Source organism: Pyxidicoccus sp. MSG2 (genome assembly GCF_026626705.1).
GTDB lineage: Bacteria > Myxococcota > Myxococcia > Myxococcales > Myxococcaceae > Myxococcus.
In genome coordinates this window covers 1772648-1794653 of record NZ_JAPNKC010000001.1, presented here as the reverse complement: position 1 = coordinate 1794653, position 22006 = coordinate 1772648, and the positions used below count along the sequence as shown (strand labels likewise).

Annotated in this window: 5 protein-coding genes; 1 reads left to right on the top strand and 4 read right to left on the bottom strand. The window is 72.5% G+C overall.

Annotation, left to right across the window (positions count from 1 at the left end; translation table 11 throughout):
• Window position 1 precedes the first annotated feature (1 nt).
• From OV427_RS07230 to OV427_RS07215, 4 genes are read right to left on the bottom strand one after another with little or no spacing between them, the layout of a single operon-like run.
• Window positions 2-5932: a type I polyketide synthase gene (locus OV427_RS07230; RefSeq protein ID WP_267855375.1), complete on the bottom strand. Its 5931-nt coding sequence runs from the start codon at window positions 5930-5932 to the stop codon at window positions 2-4.
• Window positions 5933-5977: 45 nt separating this feature from the next.
• Window positions 5978-10630, bottom strand: a complete 4653-nt coding sequence (locus OV427_RS07225; protein ID WP_267855374.1) for a type I polyketide synthase — start codon at window positions 10628-10630, stop codon at window positions 5978-5980.
• A gap of 44 nt (window positions 10631-10674) precedes the next feature.
• Window positions 10675-15375 (bottom strand): type I polyketide synthase, encoded by a 4701-nt coding sequence (locus OV427_RS07220; RefSeq protein ID WP_267855373.1) that lies wholly within the window; start codon window positions 15373-15375, stop codon window positions 10675-10677.
• Between the two features lie 53 nt (window positions 15376-15428).
• Window positions 15429-20891, bottom strand: coding sequence for a non-ribosomal peptide synthetase (locus OV427_RS07215; RefSeq protein ID WP_267855372.1), 5463 nt, complete (start codon window positions 20889-20891; stop codon window positions 15429-15431).
• A 489-nt stretch (window positions 20892-21380) separates the two neighbouring features.
• On the opposite strand from OV427_RS07215, the gene OV427_RS07210 reads away from it, so the two are divergent.
• Window positions 21381-21818, top strand: coding sequence for a DUF2383 domain-containing protein (locus OV427_RS07210; protein ID WP_267855371.1), 438 nt, complete (start codon window positions 21381-21383; stop codon window positions 21816-21818).
• The last annotated feature ends 188 nt before the right edge of the window (window positions 21819-22006 follow it).

The following is a 22006-nucleotide window of genomic DNA, read 5'->3' as shown; positions in this document are numbered from 1 at the left end:
GTCAGGCTACCTTGTCCGCGTCGCCCTCCATCTCCGCCAGCAGTGCGGCGACCTGCTCGTCGGAGAGGTTGTCCAGGTTCTCCAGCAACTGCTCGGCCCCGCCGGCGGCGGCCTTCTTCGGCACGGGCGCGGCCTCCGGCAGCTCGTAGCCCAGGCGGGTGGCCAGCGAGCGCGTGGACGCGTCCAGCGCACGGGGCCACTGGATGCGCTTCCAGGAGTCGCTGCGCTCACCCTCGATGCGCGTGTGCTGGAGGATGTTCGGGTCACCCAGACCGCCGAGCATGCGCTCGCGCTTGCCGTCGTACGGCTGCACCATGCCGGCGTCGTAGGGCAGCTCGAGGAAGTCGCTGACGCCCTTCATCACCCGCTCCGGCTCGCTCACCAGTTCCTCGTAGCGGACCCAGTGCACGCGCTCGGAGCCGATGCGCGCGTAGAAGTCGAGCAGGTTCTGGTTGGGCATGGCCCACACCGTCTCCGCGACGGCGTAGGGGTCCACGTCCGCCGAGCCGAAGAGGCTGGGGCCGAAGAGCCGGTCGAAGCGCATGCGCACCAGCGACTCCATGACGGGCAGCGGGTGGCGGATGAGGAAGAGGTACTTCGGCTTGTCGAACAGCTCCTCGCCCCGCTGCAGCGTCTCCGGGTCCATGGCGTACGGCGGCGTCTTGTCCACCAGGAGGCGCGGGCCGGACAGCTCCTGCAGCCGTCCGTAGACGGCCTGCGAGGAGACGTCGTCCGCCACCAGCTTGTCGAGGAACGCCTGGCCCGCGGTGGAGTCCACCTTGAGCATCTCCATGAAGGCCCACAGCAGGCCGCGCTCGGTCCACTCCATCTCGTGGCCGAAGCCCACGTTCTGCTTCCACTCCTTCATCGTCTCGAAGAAGAGGAGGTTCAGCTCGGGCGGGCAGAACAGGCGCGGGTGCCCGGCGAGCATCACGCGGAAGAGCGTGGAGCCCGCGCGCGGCGTGGAGTGCACGAACACCATGCTCGGGTTCTTCTTCGCCGCCCGCACCTTGGGGCCGGACGCCTGCCGGCGGTAGGGGCGCAGCGACAAGGCCGACAGCGGCAGGTCCGTGGCGAAGCGGCCCGGGTCCGACTGGCGCTCCATTTCCGCCAGCAGGTAGCGCGACAGCTCGGGCAGCGTGGCGTGCTCGCGCAGCTCATGCGGGTAGAGCTGGAACTTGAGCTCCTTCTTCAGGTCGAACTCCAGCTCGGAGCCGATGGCGTCCAGATCGAGCCCCGTGAGGCTGCCGTTGGCGGGCAGGTCCTTCACGGCGCGGTTGGTCACCTTCGCCACCTTGCGGCGCAGCCAGTCCTCCAGGAGCGACGGGCGCTCGGTGGGGAAGGCCGTGCGCAGGGCCTCGGCCAGGGGCTTGGACGGGACGGCCTCGCGCGCCGCCAGCTCCTTCGCGATGAGGCCGGAGAGGCCGGCCACGGTGGGGTTCTCGAAGAGGCTGCGCAGCGGCGGCTCCACCTTGAAGGTGGCCTGGAGCTGGTTGCGCAGCTGCGTGGCCAGCAGCGAGTGTCCGCCCAGGTCGAAGAAGTCGTCGTGCAGGCCCACTTCGGCCACGCCGAGCAGCTCGCTCCACAGCGCGGCCACCGCCTTCTCCAAATCGGTGCCCGGGGCGACGAAGGCCGTCTTGCCCCGGCGCACGCGGTTGGCGGCCTTCTTCTGCGGCGCGCCCGGCGCCTTCACCTCGCGGTCGACCCACAGGCGCACGCGCTGTTGCAGGTCGCCGGTGATGACCACCACCTGGCCGTCGAGCCCGGCCTGCACCACGCGGCGCAGTGCCTGGGTGCCCTCCGGAATCGACATGGTGTACTGGTCCATCGCCGTGCGCAGCGAGGTGTGCTTCGTCTCCTCGGGCCACGGGTCCCACGAGGCGCTCACCCAGCGCGGCGACTCCAGGCCGCGCCGACTCTCCGCGAAGGCGTCCAGGAACTGGTTGCCCGCCGCGTAGGTGAAGTGCGCGAGGCCGCCCAGCACCGACGAGCTGGACGAGAAGAGCAGCACGAAGTCCACCGCGTGCCCGCGCAGCGCCTCCTCCAGCGCGTAGGTGCCGTACACCTTGGGACCGAACTGCGTCTCGGCCGCGTCGCGGCGCACGTCCGTCAGCGCCATGTACGGCGAGTCACCGCGGGTGACGCCCGCCGTGTGCAGCACGCCGTGCAGCGCGCCGAAGTGGGCCACCGCCCTGGCCACCGCCGCCTTGAGCTTCGCGGCGTCCGCCACGTCGGCGTCGAGCACCAGCACCTCGGCGCCCTTCGCCTCCAGCTCCTTCACACGGCGGATGCGGCGGCTCGTCGTGTCGTCCTCGGCATGGCCCGAAAGCCACGCGTCCCAGGAGCTCCGCTCCGGCAGCGGAGTGCGGCCGAGCAGCGCCAGCTTCGCCTTGAAGGTCTCCGCCAGGTGGTCCGCCAGCATGAGGCCCACCGCGCCCATGCCGCCGGTGATGAGGTACACGCCGCCCTCGCGCATCGGCGCCAGGGGCGCGCCCTTCGCCTCCAGCCGCACGGGGGTGTAGGCCTGGACGTAGCGGCGGGTGCCGCGCAGCACCACCAGCAGCTCCGAGCCACGGGCGCTGAACTCCGCCACCAGCATCCCGGCCAGCCGCTCCGCGCGGGGGCTGGACGGCACCGGCAGCTCCACCTCCACGCAGCGGGCGGTGACGTGCTGGAGCTCCTGCGGAATCACCTTGCAGGCGGTGAGCAGCGGGGACTTCTCCGCCAGCGCCTGGTGCTCGCCCTCCAGGTCGTGGAGGCGGTTGGAGACCACCTCCACGCGCACCGGCCGGGTGCCCTTCGCGAGCGACTGGCCCAGCGCGAGCAGGCTGTAGTAGCCGCCGTCCTGCACCTTGCGGAACAGCTCCGGGCCGGAGCCCGTCACGTCCGGCGCGGTGAGGCTCCACAGGTGGACGACGACGTCGGCGGGCAGGCCCTGCTTCTCCAGGTCCTCGAACACCGCCTGCAGGTCCGTCTTGCTGTCCGGCGCGGCGGTGTAGCGACGCGCGTCCTCGCGGGCGTACGCCTTGCCCGCCTTCACGGTGACGACGTCACGCCCTTCCGCCTTCAGGCGGCGGGCCAGCGCCTCGCCCACCCCGAGCCCGTCCTCCAGCAGCACCCAGCAGCGCGACTTCGCCAGCGCCTCGGCGTCCAGCGCGGGCGGGGCCGCGGGCTTCCACGCGGGGACGTGGAACCAGTCCGCCACGTCCGCGTGCTTGCCCGTGGGCGCGCGCGTCTGCGTCTGCGCGGCCGCGCCCTCCACGGCGTCCACCCAGTAGCGCTCGCGCTCGAAGGGGTAGCCCGGCAGCGGCACGCGGTGGCGCTTCTGCGCGGTGTAGAGGCCCTTCCAGTCCATCGGCACACCGGCCAGCCACAGCTCGCCGACCACGCCCATCAGCTTCGCGGCGTCGGACTCGGGCTTCTGCGGGTGGCGGGACGACGAGAGCACCGTGCGCCCGGCGGCCTCCGGCTGCGCCTTGGCGAGGCTGCCCAGCGTCTGGCCGGGGCCCACCTCCAGCAGCACGTCGGAGGCGTCCTTCAGCAGCTCGCGCAGCCCCTGGGCGAAGCGCACCGGCGAGCGCAGGTGGCGGGCCCAGTACGCCGGGTCCGTGGCCTGCGCGGCGTCAATCCACGTGCCCGTCACGTTGGACACGTACGGCAGCTTCGGCGCCTGGAGGCGCACGCGGCGGACCGCGTCCGTGAAGGGCGCGAGGATGGAGTCCATCATCGCGGAGTGGAAGGCGTGCGACGTGTGCAGCCGCCGCGCCTGGACACCGCGCGCGGAGAGCTTCGCCTCCAGCGCGTCCACGGCCTCCGTGGGGCCGGCCACCACGCACATCGCCGGGCCGTTGACGGCCGCGAGGTCCAGCTTCCCCTCCAGCAGCGGCGTGACTTCGGCCTCGGGCAGCGGCACGGCGAGCATGGAGCCCGCGGGCAGCGACTGCATCAGCCGGCCGCGCGTGGCCACCAGCGCCAGCGCGTCGTCCAGCGAGAAGACGCCCGCGAGGCAGGCGGCCACGTACTCGCCGATGCTGTGGCCCACCATGGCGCGTGGCTTCACGCCCCAGGCCATCCACAGCTTCGCCAGCGCGTATTCGATGACGAACAGCGCCGGCTGGGTGAGGGCGGTGCCCTCCAGCTTCTTCGTGGCCTCGGCCTCGCCGGAGGGGGCGGGGTAGAGGACGGTGCGCAGGTCCAGGCCCAGGTGCGGCTTGAGCTTCTCCGCGCAGGTGTCCACCTCGGCGCGGAAGGCGGGCTCGCTGTCATACAGCTCGCGCGCCATGTTCACGTGCTGCGCGCCCTGGCCGGGGAACATGAAGACCACCGGCCGGTCGCCCACCTCGCGCAGGCCCGTGAGGACGCGCGCGGGCGCGCGGGAGGCCAGCGCCTCCGCGGCATCCTGCGCGGTGCGGGCCACCAGCACGCGGCGGTGGTCGAAGTCCTTGCGGCCCACCTGGAGCGTGAAGGCCACGTCCGCCAGCGACGCGCCCGGGTGCTCCTTCAGCCACGCCGCCAGGTTGTCGGTGGCCGTGTCCAGCGCGGCCTCGCTCCGGGCCGACACCAGCAGGAGCTGCGCGGGACGGGACGGGCCGGAGGCCTCGGCCTTCGGAGCCTCCTCGAGGATGACGTGGGCGTTGGTGCCGCCGAAGCCGAACGAGCTGACACCCGCGCGCAGCGGGCCGGTGCCCGTCCAGTCCGTCAGCTTCGTGTTGACGGTGAAGGGGCTGTTGCCGAAGTCGATTTGAGGGTTGGGCGCCGTGAAGTTCAGCATGGGCGGCAGCTTGCGGTGCTGGAGCTGCATCACCGTCTTGATGAAGCCCGCCATGCCCGCGGCCACGTCCAGGTGGCCCACGTTGCCCTTCGCCGTACCCAGCTTGCAGAAGCCCTTCTTGTCCGTGCTCGCGCGCCAGGCGTTGTTGAGCGCGAGGATTTCAATCGGGTCTCCCAGCGACGTGCCGGTGCCGTGGGCCTCCAGGTAGCTGATGGCGTCCGCGTCCAGTCCGGCGCACGCCAGCGACTCCAGCAGCACTTCCGTCTGGCCTTCCACGCTGGGCGCGGTGAAGGACGCCTTGTGCGAGCCGTCGTTGTTCACCGCCGAGCCGCGGACGACGGCCAGGACGTTGTCGCCGTCGGCAATCGCGTCCTGCAGGCGCTTGAGCACCACCACGCCCGCGCCGCTGCCGAAGACGGTGCCCTCGGCCTTCGCGTCGAAGGGGCGCACGTGCCCGTCCGGGGACAGCATGCTGCCCGGCTCGTAGGTGTAGCCCGCGCGGTGCGGCACGTTGACGGCGGTGGCCGCGGCCAGGGCCATGCGGCACTCGCCCATCAGCAGGCTCTGGCAGGCCAGGTGGATGGCGACGAGCGACGTGGAGCACGCCGTCTGCACCATGGTGCTGGGGCCGGTGAGGTTGAGCTTGTACGAGACGCGCGTGGCCAGCGACGACATGTCGTTGCCCAGCTCCACCAGCAGGCGGTCCTGCGGCTGGAGCGCGGCGCGGTTGGCCAGCACGTGGAAGAGGTACGTGCTGGTGCGGGTGCCGGCGAAGACGGAGACGCGCTCGCCCGGGTGCTTGTCCGGGTCATAGCCCGCGTGCTCCAGCGCCTCCCACGCGCACTCCAGCAGCAGGCGCTGCTGCGGGTCCATGACGCGCGCCTCCAGCGGCGTGTAGCCGAAGAGGCCCGCGTCGAAGTTCTCCACGCCGTCCAGCACCGGCGCCGCCTTCACGTAGCGGCCGGAGCCCAGCTCGTCGGCGGGCACACCCGCGGCGCGAAGCTCGTCGTCGGTGAGGGGGACGATGGACTCCACGCCCGCGCACAGGTTCTTCCAGAACTGCTCCACGTCCTTCGCGCCGGGGAAGCGTCCGGCCATGCCGATGACGGCAATGGCCAGTCCCTCGTAGGAGGACTCGTCGGTCTCGTTGATGTCTGCCATGGCGTATTTCTCGTGGGGATGTGGGCGGTGCGCGCGTTCGCGCTGCTACCGCTGCTTGCGGTGGAGCCACTGGTTGCGGCGGCTCAGTTCTTCCTTGCGCTTCGCCAGCTTCTCCGCGCGCTCGCGGGCCGCGGCATCGCCCTCGCCCAGCAACTCCGCGAGCGAGCGCGCCGTGGGGCGCTGGTACAGGGTGGCGGCCGGCACCTCCACCTGGAGGGCCTGCCTGAGCTGTGCGGACGCCTGGACGGCGAGGAGCGAGTCCGCGCCCAGCTCGAAGAAGTTGTCGTCGATGCCCAGCGGGTCGATGCCCAGCACCCCCTGCAGCACCGTGGCGAGCGTGCGCTCCAGGTCATTGCGCGGCGCCACGTAGGCCGTGGCGAGCGCGGGGCGCGGGTGGCTCTTGCGGCCCCCGGTCGTGGTGCCCGCCTGGGCCTGCGACGCGGAGCGCGCCGACTGCCGCCGCCGCGACGCGAGGTCCGCCGTACACACGGCGATGGGACCGCCCGAGGCGCCCGAGAGGATGCGGCGCGTGGCGTCCACGCCCTCGGCGGGGCTCAGCGCGAACTTCGCGAGCGCCCCCAGCGCGGCGGTGTCGTCCAGCTTCCACGCGTCCCAGCCCACGCTGTGCCAGGGCACGGTGCCCGCGTCGGAGCGCACCTCCGCGAAGGCGTCCAGGTACGCGCTGGAGGCCGCGTGCGCCACCTGTCCCAGGCCGCCCAGCACCGAGGACAGCGACGACATGAGCAGCACGAAGTCCAGGCCCTCCGCGGGCAGCGCGGCGGCCAGGGCCCGCAGGCCATTCACGGCGGGGTCGAAGCACGCGGCGCGCTGCTCGGGGCCGAGGTCCTGGATGGCTCCCAGCATGGCGCCTCGCAGCCCGCTGGCTGCGTGGATGACGCCGTCGAGGCGGCCGAAGCGCTCCCGCGTGCGCGTCACCGCGCCCTGGAGCTGCGCCTCGTCCGTCGCGTCCACGCCGAGCACCAGCACCTCGGCTCCGGCCGCTTCCAGCGCCTGTGCGGCCTCCACCTTGCGGCGCGTGGCGTCCGTCGGCTCGTGGGTGGCCACCACCTGCGCCCACTGCTCGCGGTCCGGGAAGCCCGGGGCCTCCACCAGCGCGAGGCGCGCCTGGAGCGTCTTCGCCAGGTCCGCGGCCAGTACGTAGCCCGGGCCTTCCAGGCCGTCGGTGACGAGGTACACGCCCTGCTCACGCAGCGGACGGCTGGACGCGGCATCCTGCTCCAGTTGCAGCGGCTCGAAGGTCTGCACCCAGCGCTGGCGTCCACGCCAGGCAACCACCGGCTCCGCCGCGCCCGTGAAGAGCTCGGACAGCAGGTGCTCCGCCAGGGCGGGGGCGTCCTCGCTCCGGCCCTCGGGGGCCACGTCCACCAGCCGGCAGGTGACGTGCGGGTACTCCTGGGGAATCACGCGGCAGGGCCCCAGCAGCGCCGCCAGCTCGGGCACCAGGGCGTCCGCGCGCTCCACCTTCGCGGCTCCGCGGGTGGCCACGAACCAGGGCTGTTTCTCCGTCTGGCCCTTCGCGCCCAGCGCCTGCGCGAGCGACAGGAGGCTGTGCAGGCCCGTGTCCAGCGCCAGCTCGCGCAGCACGTTGCCCGCCGTCACGCCCCACAGGTGCACGACGCCGCCGACGGCGTGGCCCTGCTGCTGGAGCGCGTCCAGCAGCGCGGCGTAGTCCTCGCGCCGCTTCGGGTCCACCGTGAAGCTGCCGTCGCTCAACGCGCTGAAGCCCGTGCCGGGGACGACGCGCGCCACGGCATGGCCCGCCGCCACCAGCTTCGCGGCGAGCGCATCCGCCACGCCCACGGCGTCCGCGAACACCAGCCAGCTCCGCACGCCCGCCGCGGGCCCGGTGGCCACGGCCGTGCGAGGCAGCGGCGCGCGCTTCCATGACGGCACGTAGAACCAGTCCGCCGGGTTGCTGTTCTTCTCCGGCGATGCGGAGGTGGTGGCCGCCGCGGGACGCGTCATGCCCAGGCCGGTGCCGGGACGCGCATCAATCCAGTAGCGCTGCCGCTCGAAGGGGTAGGAGGGAAGCGGCAGCCGGCGCCGCTGCTCCTTCTTCGTGAAGCCCGCCCAGTCCGGGTGGACGCCGTTGAGCCACAGCTTCCCCAGCGCCGTCACGAGCACCGTCACGTCGTCGGCGGTCGTCTCGCGCGGGTGCCGTGTGCAGGAGACGGCCACGCGCGTCTCGGCGCCGGGCTGCTGCCGTGCGAGCGAGGCGAGCGTCGTGCCCGGACCCACCTCCAGCAGCGCGAGCTGCGGCTTCTGCGCCAGCGTGCGCAGGCCCGCGTCGAAGCGCACCGCCTGGCGCAGGTGCTGCGCCCAGTACGCCGGGTCCACGGCCTGCGCGGCGTCAATCCACGTGCCCGTCACGTTGGAGAGGAACTGGAGCTTCGGCGCGTTGCGCTTCACCGCGCGCACCGCGTCCATGAAGGCCGGGAGGATGGGGTCCATCATCGCCGAGTGGAACGCGTGCGACGTGTGCAGCTTCGCCACGCCCACGGCCTGGGCCTCCAGCTTCGCCTGGAGCGCCGCAATGGCCTCCGTCGGCCCGGCCACCACCGTGAGGCGCGGCCCGTTGACGGCGGCCAGGGACAGCTCCGGCGTGAGGTGCGGCCGCAGCGCGTCCTCGGGAAGCTGCACGCTCAGCATGGAGCCGGCGGGGAGCGACTGCATGAGCTGCCCGCGCTTCGCCACCAGCGCGAGCGCGTCCTTCAAGTCGAAGACGCCCGCGAGGCACGCGGCGACGTACTCGCCCACGCTGTGCCCCAGCATGGCCTGCGGCTTCACGCCCCAGGACATCCACAGCCGCGCCAGCGCGTACTCCACCGCGAAGAGGGCCGGCTGCGTCAGGGCCGTCTGGCCCAGCTTCTTCGCTGCCTCCTCCACGCCCGCGGCGTCCGGGTACAGCACCGTGCGCAGGTCCAGCCCCAGGTGCGGGAGCAGGTGCGTGGCGCAGGCGTCCAGGTGCTCGCGGAAGACGGGCTCGGCGTCGTACAGCCCGCGCGCCATGCCCACGTACTGCGAGCCCTGGCCCGGGAAGAGGAAGGCCACCGGCCGGTCCTGCACCTGGGGCGCGTCTGTCAGGCAGCGCGGCATGCCCTCGGCTTCGAGCGCCGCGAGCGCGTCGTCCCGGTCCGTGCACACCAGCACGCGGCGGTGCGACATGGGCTGGCGCCCCACCTGGAGCGTGTACGCCACGTCCGCGAGCGACTGCTCGGGGTGCGCCTTCAGGTGCTTCGTCAGCCGCTGCGTGGCGGCGTCCAGCGCGGTGGCGGAACGGGCCGACAGCACCAGCATCTGCGCCTTCCGGGCCGGGCCGGACGGGGGCAGGGCAGGGGCCTCCTGGAGGACGATGTGCGCGTTGGTGCCGCCCACGCCGAAGGAGCTGACGCCCGCGCGGCGCGGATGCTTCGGGTGCGCCGGCCAGGGCTCCAGCTTCGCGTTGACGTAGAAGGGGCTCGCCTCGAAATCAATCTCCGGGCTGGGCTGCTCGAAGTGGAGGCTGGGCACCAGCTCGCGGTGCTGCAGCGACAGCACGGCCTTGATGAGGCTGGACACGCCGGCCGCGTTCGCCAGGTGGCCGATGTTCGTCTTCACCGAGCCGATGGGAATCTTGCGCGCGGTGGCGGCAGTGGCCGCCGGGGCGGCGCTGGCCTTGCGCGGACGGAACGCCTTGGTGAGCGCGCGCACCTCGATGGGGTCGCCCATCTTCGTGCCCGTGCCGTGCGCCTCCACGTAGCCGATGCTCTCCGGCTCCACGCCCGCGGCGCCCAGGGCCTCGGCGATGACGGCGGCCTGGCCCTCCACGCTCGGCGCGGTGTAGCCCACCTTCGCCGAGCCGTCGTTGTTGATGGCGGAGCCCTTGATGACGGCGTGGATGAAGTCGCCGTCCTCCAGTGCGTCCTTCAGGCGCTTGAGCACCACCACGCCCGCGCCGCTGCCGAACACCGTGCCGTCCGCCTTCGCGTCGAAGGCGCGGCAGTGTCCGTCCGGCGAGACGATGCCGCCGGGCAGGTAGCGGTAGCCCTCCGGGTGCTTCACGTGCACGGACACGCCGCCGGCCAGGGCGATGTCACACTCCTCGTTGAGGAGGCTCTGGACGGCGACGTGCGTGGCCACCAGCGACGTGGAGCACGCACTGGAGATGGAGTAGCTGGGCCCGCGCAGGTTGAGCTTGTACGCGACGCGGGTGCCCAGGAAGTCGCCGCCGTTGGCGACGTCAATCTGCACCTGGTCCAGCATACTGAGCTGGTCCGCGTTGGGCACCAGGTTGTGCAGCAGGTACGTATTCGTCGGCGCGCCGCCGAAGACGCCGATGGCGCCCTTGAAGCCCTCGGGCGCGTAGCCCGCGCGCTCCAGCGCCTCCCAGCAGCTCTCCAGGAAGACGCGGTGCTGCGGGTCCATCAGCTCCGCCTCGCGGGGCGTGTAGCCGAAGAAGCCCGCGTCGAAGAGCTCCATGCCCTCCAGCGCCGCGGACGCCTTCACCCACGACGCGTCCTTGCGCAGGGACGCGTCCACGCCCAGCGCTTCCAGCTCCGCGTCCTGCACGGGATGGATGGACTCCACGCCCTCGCGCAGGTTGCGCCAGAAGGCGTCGAGGTCGGGCGCTCCAGGGAAGCGCCCGGTCATGCCGATGATGGCGATGTCCTGCTCGTCGGCGGCGATGTCGTTGGGCATGGGCACTGACTTTTCGGGTGTGGGGTCCGTCGGGTTTCTACGGCTCAGGTCTCGTCTTCGGATGCATCCTCGGAGGACTCACCCCGGCGGGCGCGGCGGGCGCGGCGGCGCGCGCCCCGGTCCATGCTGGACTCGTCTTCCTCGGCCGCGGCCACGTCGGGCGGCAGGGTGGCCGCCTTGATGAGCTTCGCCAGCGCGTGCACCGTCGGGCCCTCGTAGAGGCTGACGGCGGGGATGGAGACCTTGAACTGCTCGCGCACGCGGGCGATGAGCTTCACGCCCACCAGCGAGTTGCCGCCCAGCTCGAAGAAGCTGTCGTGGACGCCCACCTGCGCGATGCCCAGCGTGGACTCCCACAGGCGCGCAATCGACTCCTCCAGCTCGTCGCGGGGCGCCACGTACGGGTTCTGCAGCGTGGGGCGCGGGGTGCGGTCCTCGGCCCCGGCGTCCTGCTGCACCAGCGCGCCCTGCGTCTTCTCTTCCTTCTGCTCCGGCCGCGTCCAGCGCGCGGCGCGGGCGGACAGGGAGCTGGTGGACACCGCCACGTGGCCCACCGGGCCCAGCGAGAGCAGGTGCTCGAAGGCCAGCGCGCCCTCGTCCGCGGAGATGGCCAGCGCGCCGAACGGCGTGGCCGTGGCCAGCGGCGAGGCCGAGCCCTCCTCGAAGCGCCACGCGTCCCAGCCCACGCTCGTCCAGGGCACCGGGGACTGCTGCGTGTGCTTCGCGGCGAACGCATCCATGAAGCCCGTGGCCGCCGTGTACGAGGCCAGCCCCAGGCCGCCCAGCACCGCCGCCAGCGACGAGGCCAGGTGGCAGAAGTCCAGCGTCCGGCCCGCCAGCGCCTCCTCCAGCGCGTACAGGCCCTGGATGCGGCTGCGGAAGTGGTTGCGCACGTCCTCCGGGCGCGTGTCGGGAATGGCGCGGAAGAGCGCCGGGTCCACGTCGCCCGCCGCGTACACCACGCCGTTCAGGGTGCCGAAGCGCGACACCGTCGCATCCACGGCCGCCTTGAGCTGCGCCCGGTCGGCCACGTCCGCGGCCACCACGTGCACCTCGGAGCCCTGCGCCTCCAGCGCCCGCACCTTCTGGATGCGGCGGCTGACCGCGTCGGCCTCGCCGTGCGACGCGAGCCATGCGTCCCAGCCGGAGCGCTCGGGGAGCGCGGTGCGGCTGGCCAGCACCAGCTTCGCCTTCACCTTGCGGGCAATGGCCTTCGCGTGCGCGGTGCCCAGCGTGCCGAAGCCGCCGAGCAGCAGGTACACGCCGCCCTCGCGCAGCGGCAGGGACTCCGGCTTCGAGGCGCCCTGGGGCACGGACTCGAAGGCCTGCACGTGACGCTGACCGCCGCGGTACGCGACGGCGGCCTCCGCGCGGGAGGCCGCAGCGCACTCGGCGAGGAGCACGTCCGCCAGCGCGGCTTCCTGCCAGCTCCCCGCTAGCGGGACGACGACGTCCACCGAGCGGCAGGAAAGGTGCGGGTACTCCTGCGGAATCACGCGGCAGGGGCCGAGCACCGTGGCCCACTCCGGCCGGGGCTGCTCGTCCGCGAGCGCCTGCATGCGGTGCGTGACGGCCACCACCGACACCGGCTTCGCGCCGCCCTGACGGCCCAGGGCCTGCGCCAGGAAGAGCAGGCTGGAGAAGCCCCGCTCCAGTGCCGTGTCGAGCGCGGCCTCACCGGCGGACTGCTCCGGCTCCGCGCTCCACAGGTGGAGGATGCGGTCCGGCGCGAAGCCGTCCGCGGTGAGGGCCTCCAGCAGCGACGCGTAGCCCGCGGCGTCCTTCGGGTCCACCGTCCACTGGCGCGCGGCCACCTGCGCGGTGCGCGGGCCCGGGGTGAGGGTGATGACGTCCTGGCCCACGTCGGCCAGCCGCTTCGCCACCTGTCCGCCCAGGCCGTCCGGGCCCGGGGTGAAGAGCCACCAGCAGGCCTTCGTCTTCGCCCACTCACCGGAGGCGAGCGGCAGCGTGCGCTTCCACGTGGGCAGGTAGAACCAGCGAGACACGTCCTGCTTCTGGTCCGCGCCCGAGGTGTCGTCCACCTGGGCCGCCTTGGCGTGGGAGACCTTCTTCGGCTCCACCCAGAACTTCTGGCGCTCGAAGGGCGCGGTGGGCAGGGGGATGCGGCGGCGGCGCTCGCCGTCGAGGAACGCGTCCCAGTCCGCGTCCACGCCCGCCAGCCACAGCCGGCCCAGGGCGTTGAGGAGGAACTCCGCGTCCGCGTGAGTCTCCTTCGGGTGGCGCAGCGAGGTGACGAAGGCGTGCTGCGCGCCCTTCGCCGGGTGCTGGCGGGACAGCGTGGCCAGCGTGTTGCCGGGCCCCACCTCGAGGAGGATGGCGTCCGCGTCCTTCAGCAGTTCGCCCACGCCGTCCGCGAAGCGCACCGCACCGCGCAGGTGCTTCGCCCAGTAGTCGGGGCTCGTCGCCTCCTCGGTGGTGATCCACTTGCCCGTCACGTTGGACAGGTAGGGCACCTGGGGCGCGTTGCGCTTCACCTTGCGCACGGCCTCGCGGAAGGCGTCCAGGATGGGGTCCATCATGGACGAGTGGAACGCGTGCGAGGTGTGCAGCCGCGAGGTGGCCACGCTCCGGGACGCGAGCTGCGCGGCGAAGGCCTCCACCGCGTCCACCGGTCCCGCCACCACGCAGGTGCCGGGGCTGTTCACCGCCGCCACCGACAGCGTCGCGGGCAGCAGGCCCGTCACCTCGGACTCCGGCAGCGACACGGCCAGCATGGTGCCCGCCGGCATGCCCTGCATCAGCCGGCCGCGAGCGGCCACCAGCGACAGCGCGTCGTCCAGCGAGAAGACGCCCGCGAGGCAGGCGGCCACGTACTCACCGATGCTGTGCCCCAGCATGGCGCGCGGCTTCACGCCCCACGCCATCCACCGGCGCGCCAGCGCGTACTCGATGACGAAGAGGGCCGGCTGGGTGAGCGCCGTCTGCTTCAGGCGCTCGGCCGCGGCCTCCGCCTGGCCCGCGGGCGGGTAGAGCACCGTGCGCAAGTCGAGGCCGAGGTGCGGCTTGAGCTTCTCCGCGCACGCGTCCACGTCCGCGCGGAAGCCGGCTTCCGTCTCGTAGAGCTGCCGGCCCATGTCCACGTACTGCGCGCCCTGGCCGGAGAAGAGGAACATCACCGGCCGGCCCGCGGAGTCCTGCACGCCGGAGAGCACGCGCTGAGGGTCTCTGGAGCCCAGCGCCTCCACCGCGTCCGCCACCGTGCGGCACACCAGCGCGCGGCGCTTGCCGAAGCGCTTGCGGCCCACCTGGAGCGTGAAGGCCACGTCCGCCAGGGACACGTCGGGGTTGTTCTTCAGATGGGACACCAGCCGGTCCGTGGTGGCCTCCAGCGCGGTGTCCGTGCGGGCCGACAGCAGCAGCAGTTGCGCGGGGCGGCGCGGGGCGTCGGTGGCCGGCAGCGGCGGGGCCTCTTCCAGGATGGCGTGGGCGTTGGTTCCGCCCATGCCCAGTGAGCTGACGCCCGCGCGGCGGGGCGTGGCGCCCTCCGGCCAGTCGCGCAGCTGCGTGTTCACGAAGAAGGGGCTGTTGGCGAAGTCGATGGCCGGGTTGGGCGTGTCGTAGTTGAGGTGGGGCACCAGCTTCTTGTGGTGCAGCGACAGCGCCACCTTCATGAAGCCCACCGCGCCCGCCGCCGAGTCCAGGTGGCCGACGTTCGTCTTCGCCGAGCCCAGCGCGCAGAACTGCTTCGCGTCCGTGCCCTGGCGGAAGGCCTGCGTCAGCGCCGCGACTTCAATCGGGTCTCCCACCTGCGTGGCGGTGCCGTGCGCCTCCACGTAGCTGATGGTGTCCGGCGTCACGCCCGCCACCGCCTGCGCGAGGGCAATCGCCTCCGCATGGCCGTCCACGCTGGGGGCCATGTAGCTGACCTTGTGGGAGCCGTCGTTGTTGCAGGCCGAGCCCTTCACCACCGCGTAGATGGTGTCGCCGTCGCGCACCGCGTCTTCCAGGCGCTTGAGCATGAGGACGGCCGCGCCGTGGCCCGCGACGAAGCCCTGGGCCTTGGCGTCGAAGGTGTGGCAGTGCCCGTCCGGCGCCGTGGTGCCGCCCTCGTAGTAGAGGTAGCCCGCCTTCTCCGGGAAGTGGATGGACACGCCGCCAGCCAGCGCCGCGTCACACTCGTATGAGAGCAGGCTCTGGCAGGCGAAGTGGATGCAGGTGAGGGACGTGGACGAGGACGACTGCACCGTGACGGCCGGGCCCTTGAGGTTGAGCCGGTACGCCACTTCGGTGGTGAGGCTGTCCTTGTCGTTGCCGATGGACGCCTGGAGGCTCTCCAGCGACGCGACGTGGGCCAGGTGCGCGTAGATGTTGTTGAGCAGGTACGTGTTCATGCTCATGCCGCCGAACACGCCCACGCGGCCGGGCTGGCGCTCCGGGCTGTAGCCCGCGCCCTCCATGGCCTCCCATGCGCACTCCAGGAAGACGCGGTGCTGCGGGTCCATCAGCGCGGCCTCGCGCGGGTTGAGCCCGAAGAAGGCCGCGTCGAACATCTCCGCGTCACCGAGTACGCCGCCCGCCTTCACGTAGTTGGGCGCCTTCACGATGGCCGGGTCGATGCCCTCCGCGATGAGCTCCTCCTCCGTGAAGAAGGAGATGCCCTCCACGCCGCCGCTGAGGTTCTTCCAGAACTCGGCCACCGTCTTCGCGCCTGGAAGCCGGGCCCCCATGCCGATGACGGCAATGCCCTCCAAGCCCCCGCCCTCTGTCTCGTTCTCGGTGCTCATGAAATCGTCCCTGCTGGCCGCGTCACGCGGCATGGAAGTCAGTTCCTGAATCCTTACTTACGGGTCCCACGGCCGCGCGCGGCCTGCTGCCGGCGGCCCATGGCGGCCCTGCGCCGCTCGGCCTCGTCCTTGATGGACTGGGCCTGCTCCTTCGCGTCCCCGGTGCCCGCCTCGGCATTGCCGAGGTGGCGGGCCAGCGCGTTCACGGTGGTGAGCTTGAAGAGGTCCACGAGTGCCAGGTTCGCACCCAGCTCCTCGCGCAGGCGGCGGTGCGCCTGGGCGATGAGCATGGAGTTGCCGCCCAGCTCGAAGAAGTTGTCGTGCAGGCCCACGTCGGTCACCTTGAGCACCTGCGCCCAGATGGTGGCGATGCGCCGCTCCAGCTCGCTGGTGGGCGGGGCGTAGGCGGCGGCCAGCGCGGGGCGCTCGCCCTCCGGCACCGGCAGGGCGCGCGTGTCCACCTTGCCGTTGGGCGTCAGCGGCAGCGACGGCAGCACCAGGAAGGCCGACGGCACCATGTACGGCGGCAGCGACTCCGAGAGGAAGCCGTGGAGGTCGCTGCTGGTGGGCGCGGGCTCGGTGAGCACCACGTAGGCCACGAGGCGCCGGTCTCCCGGAGCGTCCTCGCGCGCCATGACGAAGGCGTCGCGCACGGCGGGGTGGCGGCGCACGGCGGCCTCCACCTCACCCAGCTCGATGCGGAAGCCGCGAATCTTCACCTGGTCGTCGGCGCGGTGCAGGTACTCCAGCACGCCGTCCGGCAGCCACCGGGCCACGTCGCCGGTGCGGTACATGCGCTCACCGGGACGGAAGGGGTTGGCGACGAAGCGCTCCGCCGTCAGCTCCGGGCGGCGCCAGTAGCCGCGCGCCACGCCCAGGCCGCCCACGTACAGCTCACCCGCGCAGCCCACGGGCACGGGCTTGCGCCGCGCGTCCAGCACGTACACGTCCGTGTTGATGATGGGCTTGCCGATGGGCATCCACGCGCGGCCCTCGAGGTCCTCCGGACGCAGGTGGTGGTACGTGGTGCAGACCGTCGTCTCGGTGAGGCCGTAGCCGTTGACCACCGTGGTGGTGTCCAGCAGCGCCTCCACGTCGCGGGCCACCAGCGCCTCGCCGCCGCTGAGCACCAGCCGCACCGGCGGCAGCGTGTCCTTGCGCGCGTTGAGGCCGGCGATGACCGCGGGCACCGTGCTGACGATGCTGATGTGGTGCCGGGCGATGAGGCCCAAGAGCAGCTCCGCGTCCAGCACCTCCTCCTCGGTGGGCAGCACCAGCGCCGCGCCCGTGCACAGCGGCGGCAGCACCTCGCCCACGAAGCTGGCGGACGCCACCGAGGTGAGCGGCAGCATCCGGTCCTTCTCGCCCGGCGCGTAGGACTCCACGAAGGAGCGCACGAGGTTGGCGAGGCCGCCGTGCTCCAGCATCACGCCCTTGGGCTGGCCGGTGGAGCCGGACGTGTACACGAGGCACGCCAGGTCCTCGGCCCGCACCGCCACCGGCTCCGGCACCGTCGCGGATGCCGCGGCGCTCCAGTCCAGCTCGGTGTCCAGGCTCACCACCCGCACCGCGCCGCTGCCCGCGTGCGACGCGAGCTGGCCGTGCAGCGTGGACTGGGTGAGCAGCAGCGGGGTGCCCGCGTCGGAGAGGATGAAGGCCAGCCGCTCCACCGGGTACGCCGGGTCGATGGGCACGTAGGCCGCGCCCGTGGACAGCACGCCCAGCACCGCGGCCACCATCTCCACCGAGCGCTCCAGGCACAGGCCCACGATGGAGCCCGGGCCCACGCCCTGCTCGCGCAGCCACGCGGAGAGGAAGCCCGCGCGCTGGCGCAGCTCGCGGTAGCTGAGCTGCTCTTCGCGGAACATCACCGCCGCTGCGTCCGGCGTGCGCGCCGCCTGCGAGGCGAAGAGGGCGGGGAGCAGCGAGCCGTCCAGCGACACGCGAGGACCGGCCTGCATCTGGAGGAGCTGCTGGGCTTCCGCCTCCGGCATCAGCGGCAGGTCCGACAGCGCGCGGCGCGGGTCCGCCACGAGGCCGGCGAGCAGCGTGCGCAGGTGCCCGGCCATGCGGGCGATGGTGCCCGCCTCGAAGAGGTCGGTGTTGTACTCGAAGGACGCCACCAGCGCGTTGGCGGCCTCACCCATGGTGAGCGTGAGGTCGAACTGCGCGCCGCCATGGTCCAGCGGCAGCGACTCCAGCGGAAGGCCGGCCAGCTCGGCGCGCGAGCCCGGCAAATCCAGCGCGAAGGCCGTCAGGCCACGCTCGTCCAGGCGCGCGGCGCGCTGGTACACGAACATGACCTGGAAGAGCGGCGAGCGGCTGTGGTCCCTCACCGGCTGGAGCTTGTCCACCAGCACGTTGAAGGGCTGGTCCTGGTGCTCCAGCGCCTCCAGCACCGTGCGCCGCGTGCTGGCCAGGTAGTCCGTGAAGGGCAGCGCGGCGGACGGCCGCGTGCGCACCACCAGCGGGTTGACGAAGTAGCCCGCCACGGAGGCCAGCTCCGAACGATGCCGGCCCGCGCTCACCACGCCCACCGTGAAGTCGTCCTGCCCGGTGTAGCGGTGCAGCAGCACCTGGAAGGCCGCCTGCAGCAGCATGTTCAGCGTGGCGCCCTGCTCGCGTGCCAGCGCCTTGAGGGACGCGGTGAGCTGCGTGTCCAGGCGCTCGGTGTGGACGCGGCCGGCGTACGTCTGCACGGGCGGACGCGGGTGGTCCGTGGGCAGATCGAGCACCGGCGGCGGGCCGGCGAGCTGCTCGCGCCAGTAGCGCTCCAGCGCCGCGCCGCGAGGGCTGGCCAGCAGCTCCGCCTGCCAGCGCGCGAAGTCCGCGTAGGTGCGCGAGGGCTTCGGCAGCGCCAGGTTCTTCCCCGCGCGCAGGGCGGGGTAGAGCGTCTCCAGCTCCTCCGCGATGACGGCCAGCGAGCCGAAGTCGGTGACGATGTGGTGCATCGCCAGGAGCAGCGCGTGGTCATCCGCCGCGCGCGAGTACAGGCGCACGCGCAGCAGTGGACCGGCCTCCAGGTCGAACGGGCGGCGGGCCTCTTCGGACAGGCGCTCGCGCAGGGCGGCGTCGTCCCAGCCCTTGGCGTCCACCGTCTCGAAGTCCAGCGGCAGCTCGGCGTGGATGCGCTGCACCGGACCGGACGCCGTCATGGCGAAGGTGGTGCGCAGCGCCGGGTGCCGGGTGACGAGCGTGTCGAAGGCGCGGCGCAGGGAGTCCACGTCCAGCGCGGCCTTCACGCGCACCGCGACGGGCACGTGGTACGCGGCGCTGCCGGGCGCGAGCTGGTGCAGGAACCAGAGCGCCTGCTGGCCGCCGGACAGCGGGGCGTCACCGGTGCTCTCGTGCGCCGCGACGGCCGGGCCCGAGGCCTGCGTCTTCGGCGCGGCGAGCAGCGCCAGCACGGTGTCCGCCAGCTTCTCCAGCGAGTCGCCCTGGAGGATGCCGCCCAGCGGGACGTCGATGCCAAGGCCCGCGTCGAGCGCGCTCTTGAAGTCGATGGCCATCAGCGAGTCCACGCCGTACACGTGGAGCGGGCTCTTCGCGTCCACCTGCGACGCGGGCAGGCGCAGCACCGCGGCGGCCTGTTCCTGGAGGAACACCGACAGGAGCGCGCGGCGCGCCCCCGGGTCCGTCACGGCCGTCAACGCCTTCTGGATGAAGCTGGGCTCGCGCGCGGGGGCGGCGGGGGCCTCGTGGGCGGGCGCGGCCTGCTCCGTGCGGGCCGGCGCGACAGGGGCCGCGGCCGGGGTGTCGAGCACGCTCTGGTGCAGCACCTCCAGGCTGCCGGCCAGGAAGTCCGCGCGGGTGGCGAAGCGCTGAATCTTGCCGCTGGACGTCTTGGGCAGGCTTCCGCCCTGGATGAGCACCACCGCGTAGACCTGCAGCTCGTGCGCTTCCGCGACGGCCTGGCGGATGGAGGTGGAGACGGCCTCCAGGTCCACACTGCCCGACTCCACGGCGCGGCGGTCCACCTCCTGGACCACCACGAGCCGCTCCTCGCCATCCTTGTCGACGGAGAAGGTGGCGCCACAGCCCGGCCGCAGCGCGGGGTGCACCGGCTCCACCGTGCGCTCGATGTCGTGCGGGTAGTGGTTGCGGCCGCGGATGATGATGAGGTCCTTCAGGCGGCCGGTGACGTACAGCTCGCCGCCGTCCAGGAAGCCCAGGTCGCCCGTGCGCAGGTAGCGCGCGTCGTCCCCGGGCGCCTTCGCGCCGAAGGCCGCCGCCGTCTGCTCCGGGCGGTTCCAGTAGCCCTGCGCCACGCTGGGGCCGGACACCCAGACCTCACCCACCTGCCCCGGCGCGAGCGGCGCCCCCGTCTCCGGGTGGGCGATGAGGAGCTTCTGTCCGTCCAGGTTGCGCCCCGAGCCCACCAGCGTCTGCGCGCCCGGGAGCTCCGGCTGGGACTGCTGGACGCGGTGGCTCTTCAGCGCGGCGGCGTCCACGGTGCGCAGCACCGGCGCCTCCACCTTGAGGCCGCCCGACGCGATGAGGGTGCCCTCCGCCAGGCCGTAGCAGGGGTAGAAGGCCTCCATCTTGAAGCCGCACGGACCGAACACTTCCGCGAAGCGGCGCAGCGTCTCCGGCTGGAGCGGCTCGGCGCCGTTGAAGGCCAGGTCCCACTTGCTCAAGTCGAGCGCGGCGCGCTCCTCCGGCGTCACCTTCCGGATGCACAAGTCGTAGGCGAAGTTGGGCCCTCCGCTGGTGGTGGCCCCGTAGCGCGACACCGCCTTCAGCCAGCGCAGCGGGCGCTTGAGGAAGTCCACCGGCGACATCAGCACCACCGGGAAGCCACCGTAGAGCGGCTGGAGGATGCCGCCGATGAGGCCCATGTCGTGGTACGGCGGCAGCCAGATGACGCCCTGGCTGCTCTTCGAGTGCCCGAAGCACCCGTGGATCAGCCCCAGGTTGTGCATCAGGTTGGCGTGGCTGAGCACCACGCCCTTGGGCGACGACGTGGAGCCGGAGGTGTACTGGAGGAAGACGGTGGTGGCGGCGGTGGCGCCCGGGTGCTTCCACGCCTCGCCGGTGGACTCGTCCAGCGTGTCCGTGGCCAGCCAGTGCAGCTCGCGCAGCTCCGGCGCCTGCTCGAAGAGCATCTCCCCCATGCCGAGGATGAAGTCGGTGGTGAGGGCGACGGTGGCCTGCGCGTCCTGGCTGATGGCCAGCAGGCGGGGCAGGGTGCGGCCCAGGCGCATCGGGTCCGGCGGGTAGATGGGGACGGCGATGACGCCCGCGTAGAGGCAGCCGAAGAAGCCGGCGATGTAGTCCAGCCCCGGCGGGTACAGCAGCAGGGCCCGCTGGCCCTGCGCGCCCCGGGCCTGCAGGGCCGCGGCGATGGCGCGCGCCTTCCGGTCCAGCTCCGCGTACGTGAGGTGCGCTTCCTCCTCGTCGCCGTCGACGAGGAAGGTGAAGGCACGCTGGTTGGGCTGCCGCTCCGCGCGGAAGCGCAGCAGCTCCACGAGCGTGTCACAGCGGGAATCCAGGTCCGAAGGAAGACCGGTGGGCACGACGCCTCCTAGAAATGTATCGCGGTAGCAGCGCCGTGTTTCCCGGGGAGACACGGGCTGTTCGAGAAGCCCTGGTGAAGGGCCTTCCCGTGAGGGCCCGATAATTGAGACAGGGCGTTTAGAACAGATGAAACAGGCTCAAGGGGAGTAACGACGGGTGAAGCCTGCATGTCACCCCTGACAGCACTCCATCCCAGCGCGGGTACGAGGCCCCTGGGATGGGGCTGCGACGCGGAGTGGGGGAGGGGACGCACGGCACCGGGCCGCACAGGGGGGTGGTTCAGGCTGTCGAATCATGGCCGGGGTGTGGGTCGCGCGTGACGTCGCGTGCGCGGCATATTCACAGTCCGAGCGCATTCTTGCAAATAGGGCAGCCGGCCGTGGGCGCCACCCGCCCCAGGGGGTTGGGCGTGCGAGGGAGCGGGCCTCGCCTCCGTCCGGGGACGGCACCACCTTCGCGCGGTACCACGCTCAAGCAGGAGGCCGTCCATGGCGAACATCGGCAAGGATGTCGACGCGCTCAACACCTTCCTTCGAGGGGAAATCTCCGCGGTGGAGTCGTACCGTCAGGCACTGGGGCATGTGTCGGACGACCGGCTCCGGGACGCGCTGGAGGACTGCCAGCACGACCACGAGCACCGGGTGGACGAGCTGAAGGACCGCATCCGGAAGATGGGCGGCGAGCCCGCGGAGGGCTCGGGCGTGTGGGGCGGCTTCGCGAAGCTCGTCCAGGGGGGCGCGGACGTGCTCGGGGAGAAGGCGGCCATCCAGGCCCTGGAGGAAGGTGAGGATCACGGCCTCAACGACTACCAGGGTGGACTGGACCAGGTGCACGGCGAGGCCCGGCGCTTCGTGCGGATGGAGCTGCTACCCGCCCAGAAGCGGACCCACGAGCGGCTCAGCCGCCTGAAGCGCACCCTTCACTGACGCGGGGACGACCTGACGCGTCGGGTCCATGGCCCTCCGGTGCCCCCGCACCGGGGGGCGCTGTCGCTTCGCCTCCCTCCGGAGCCCGGGGGGGCCCCGTGAATCCGCCGGGCCGCGCGGCGTCAGGAGCCCGTACACCCCCGTTCCGGCCTTCGGGCCCCTCTCGTCCGGGCATGTCCGTGCGGGGA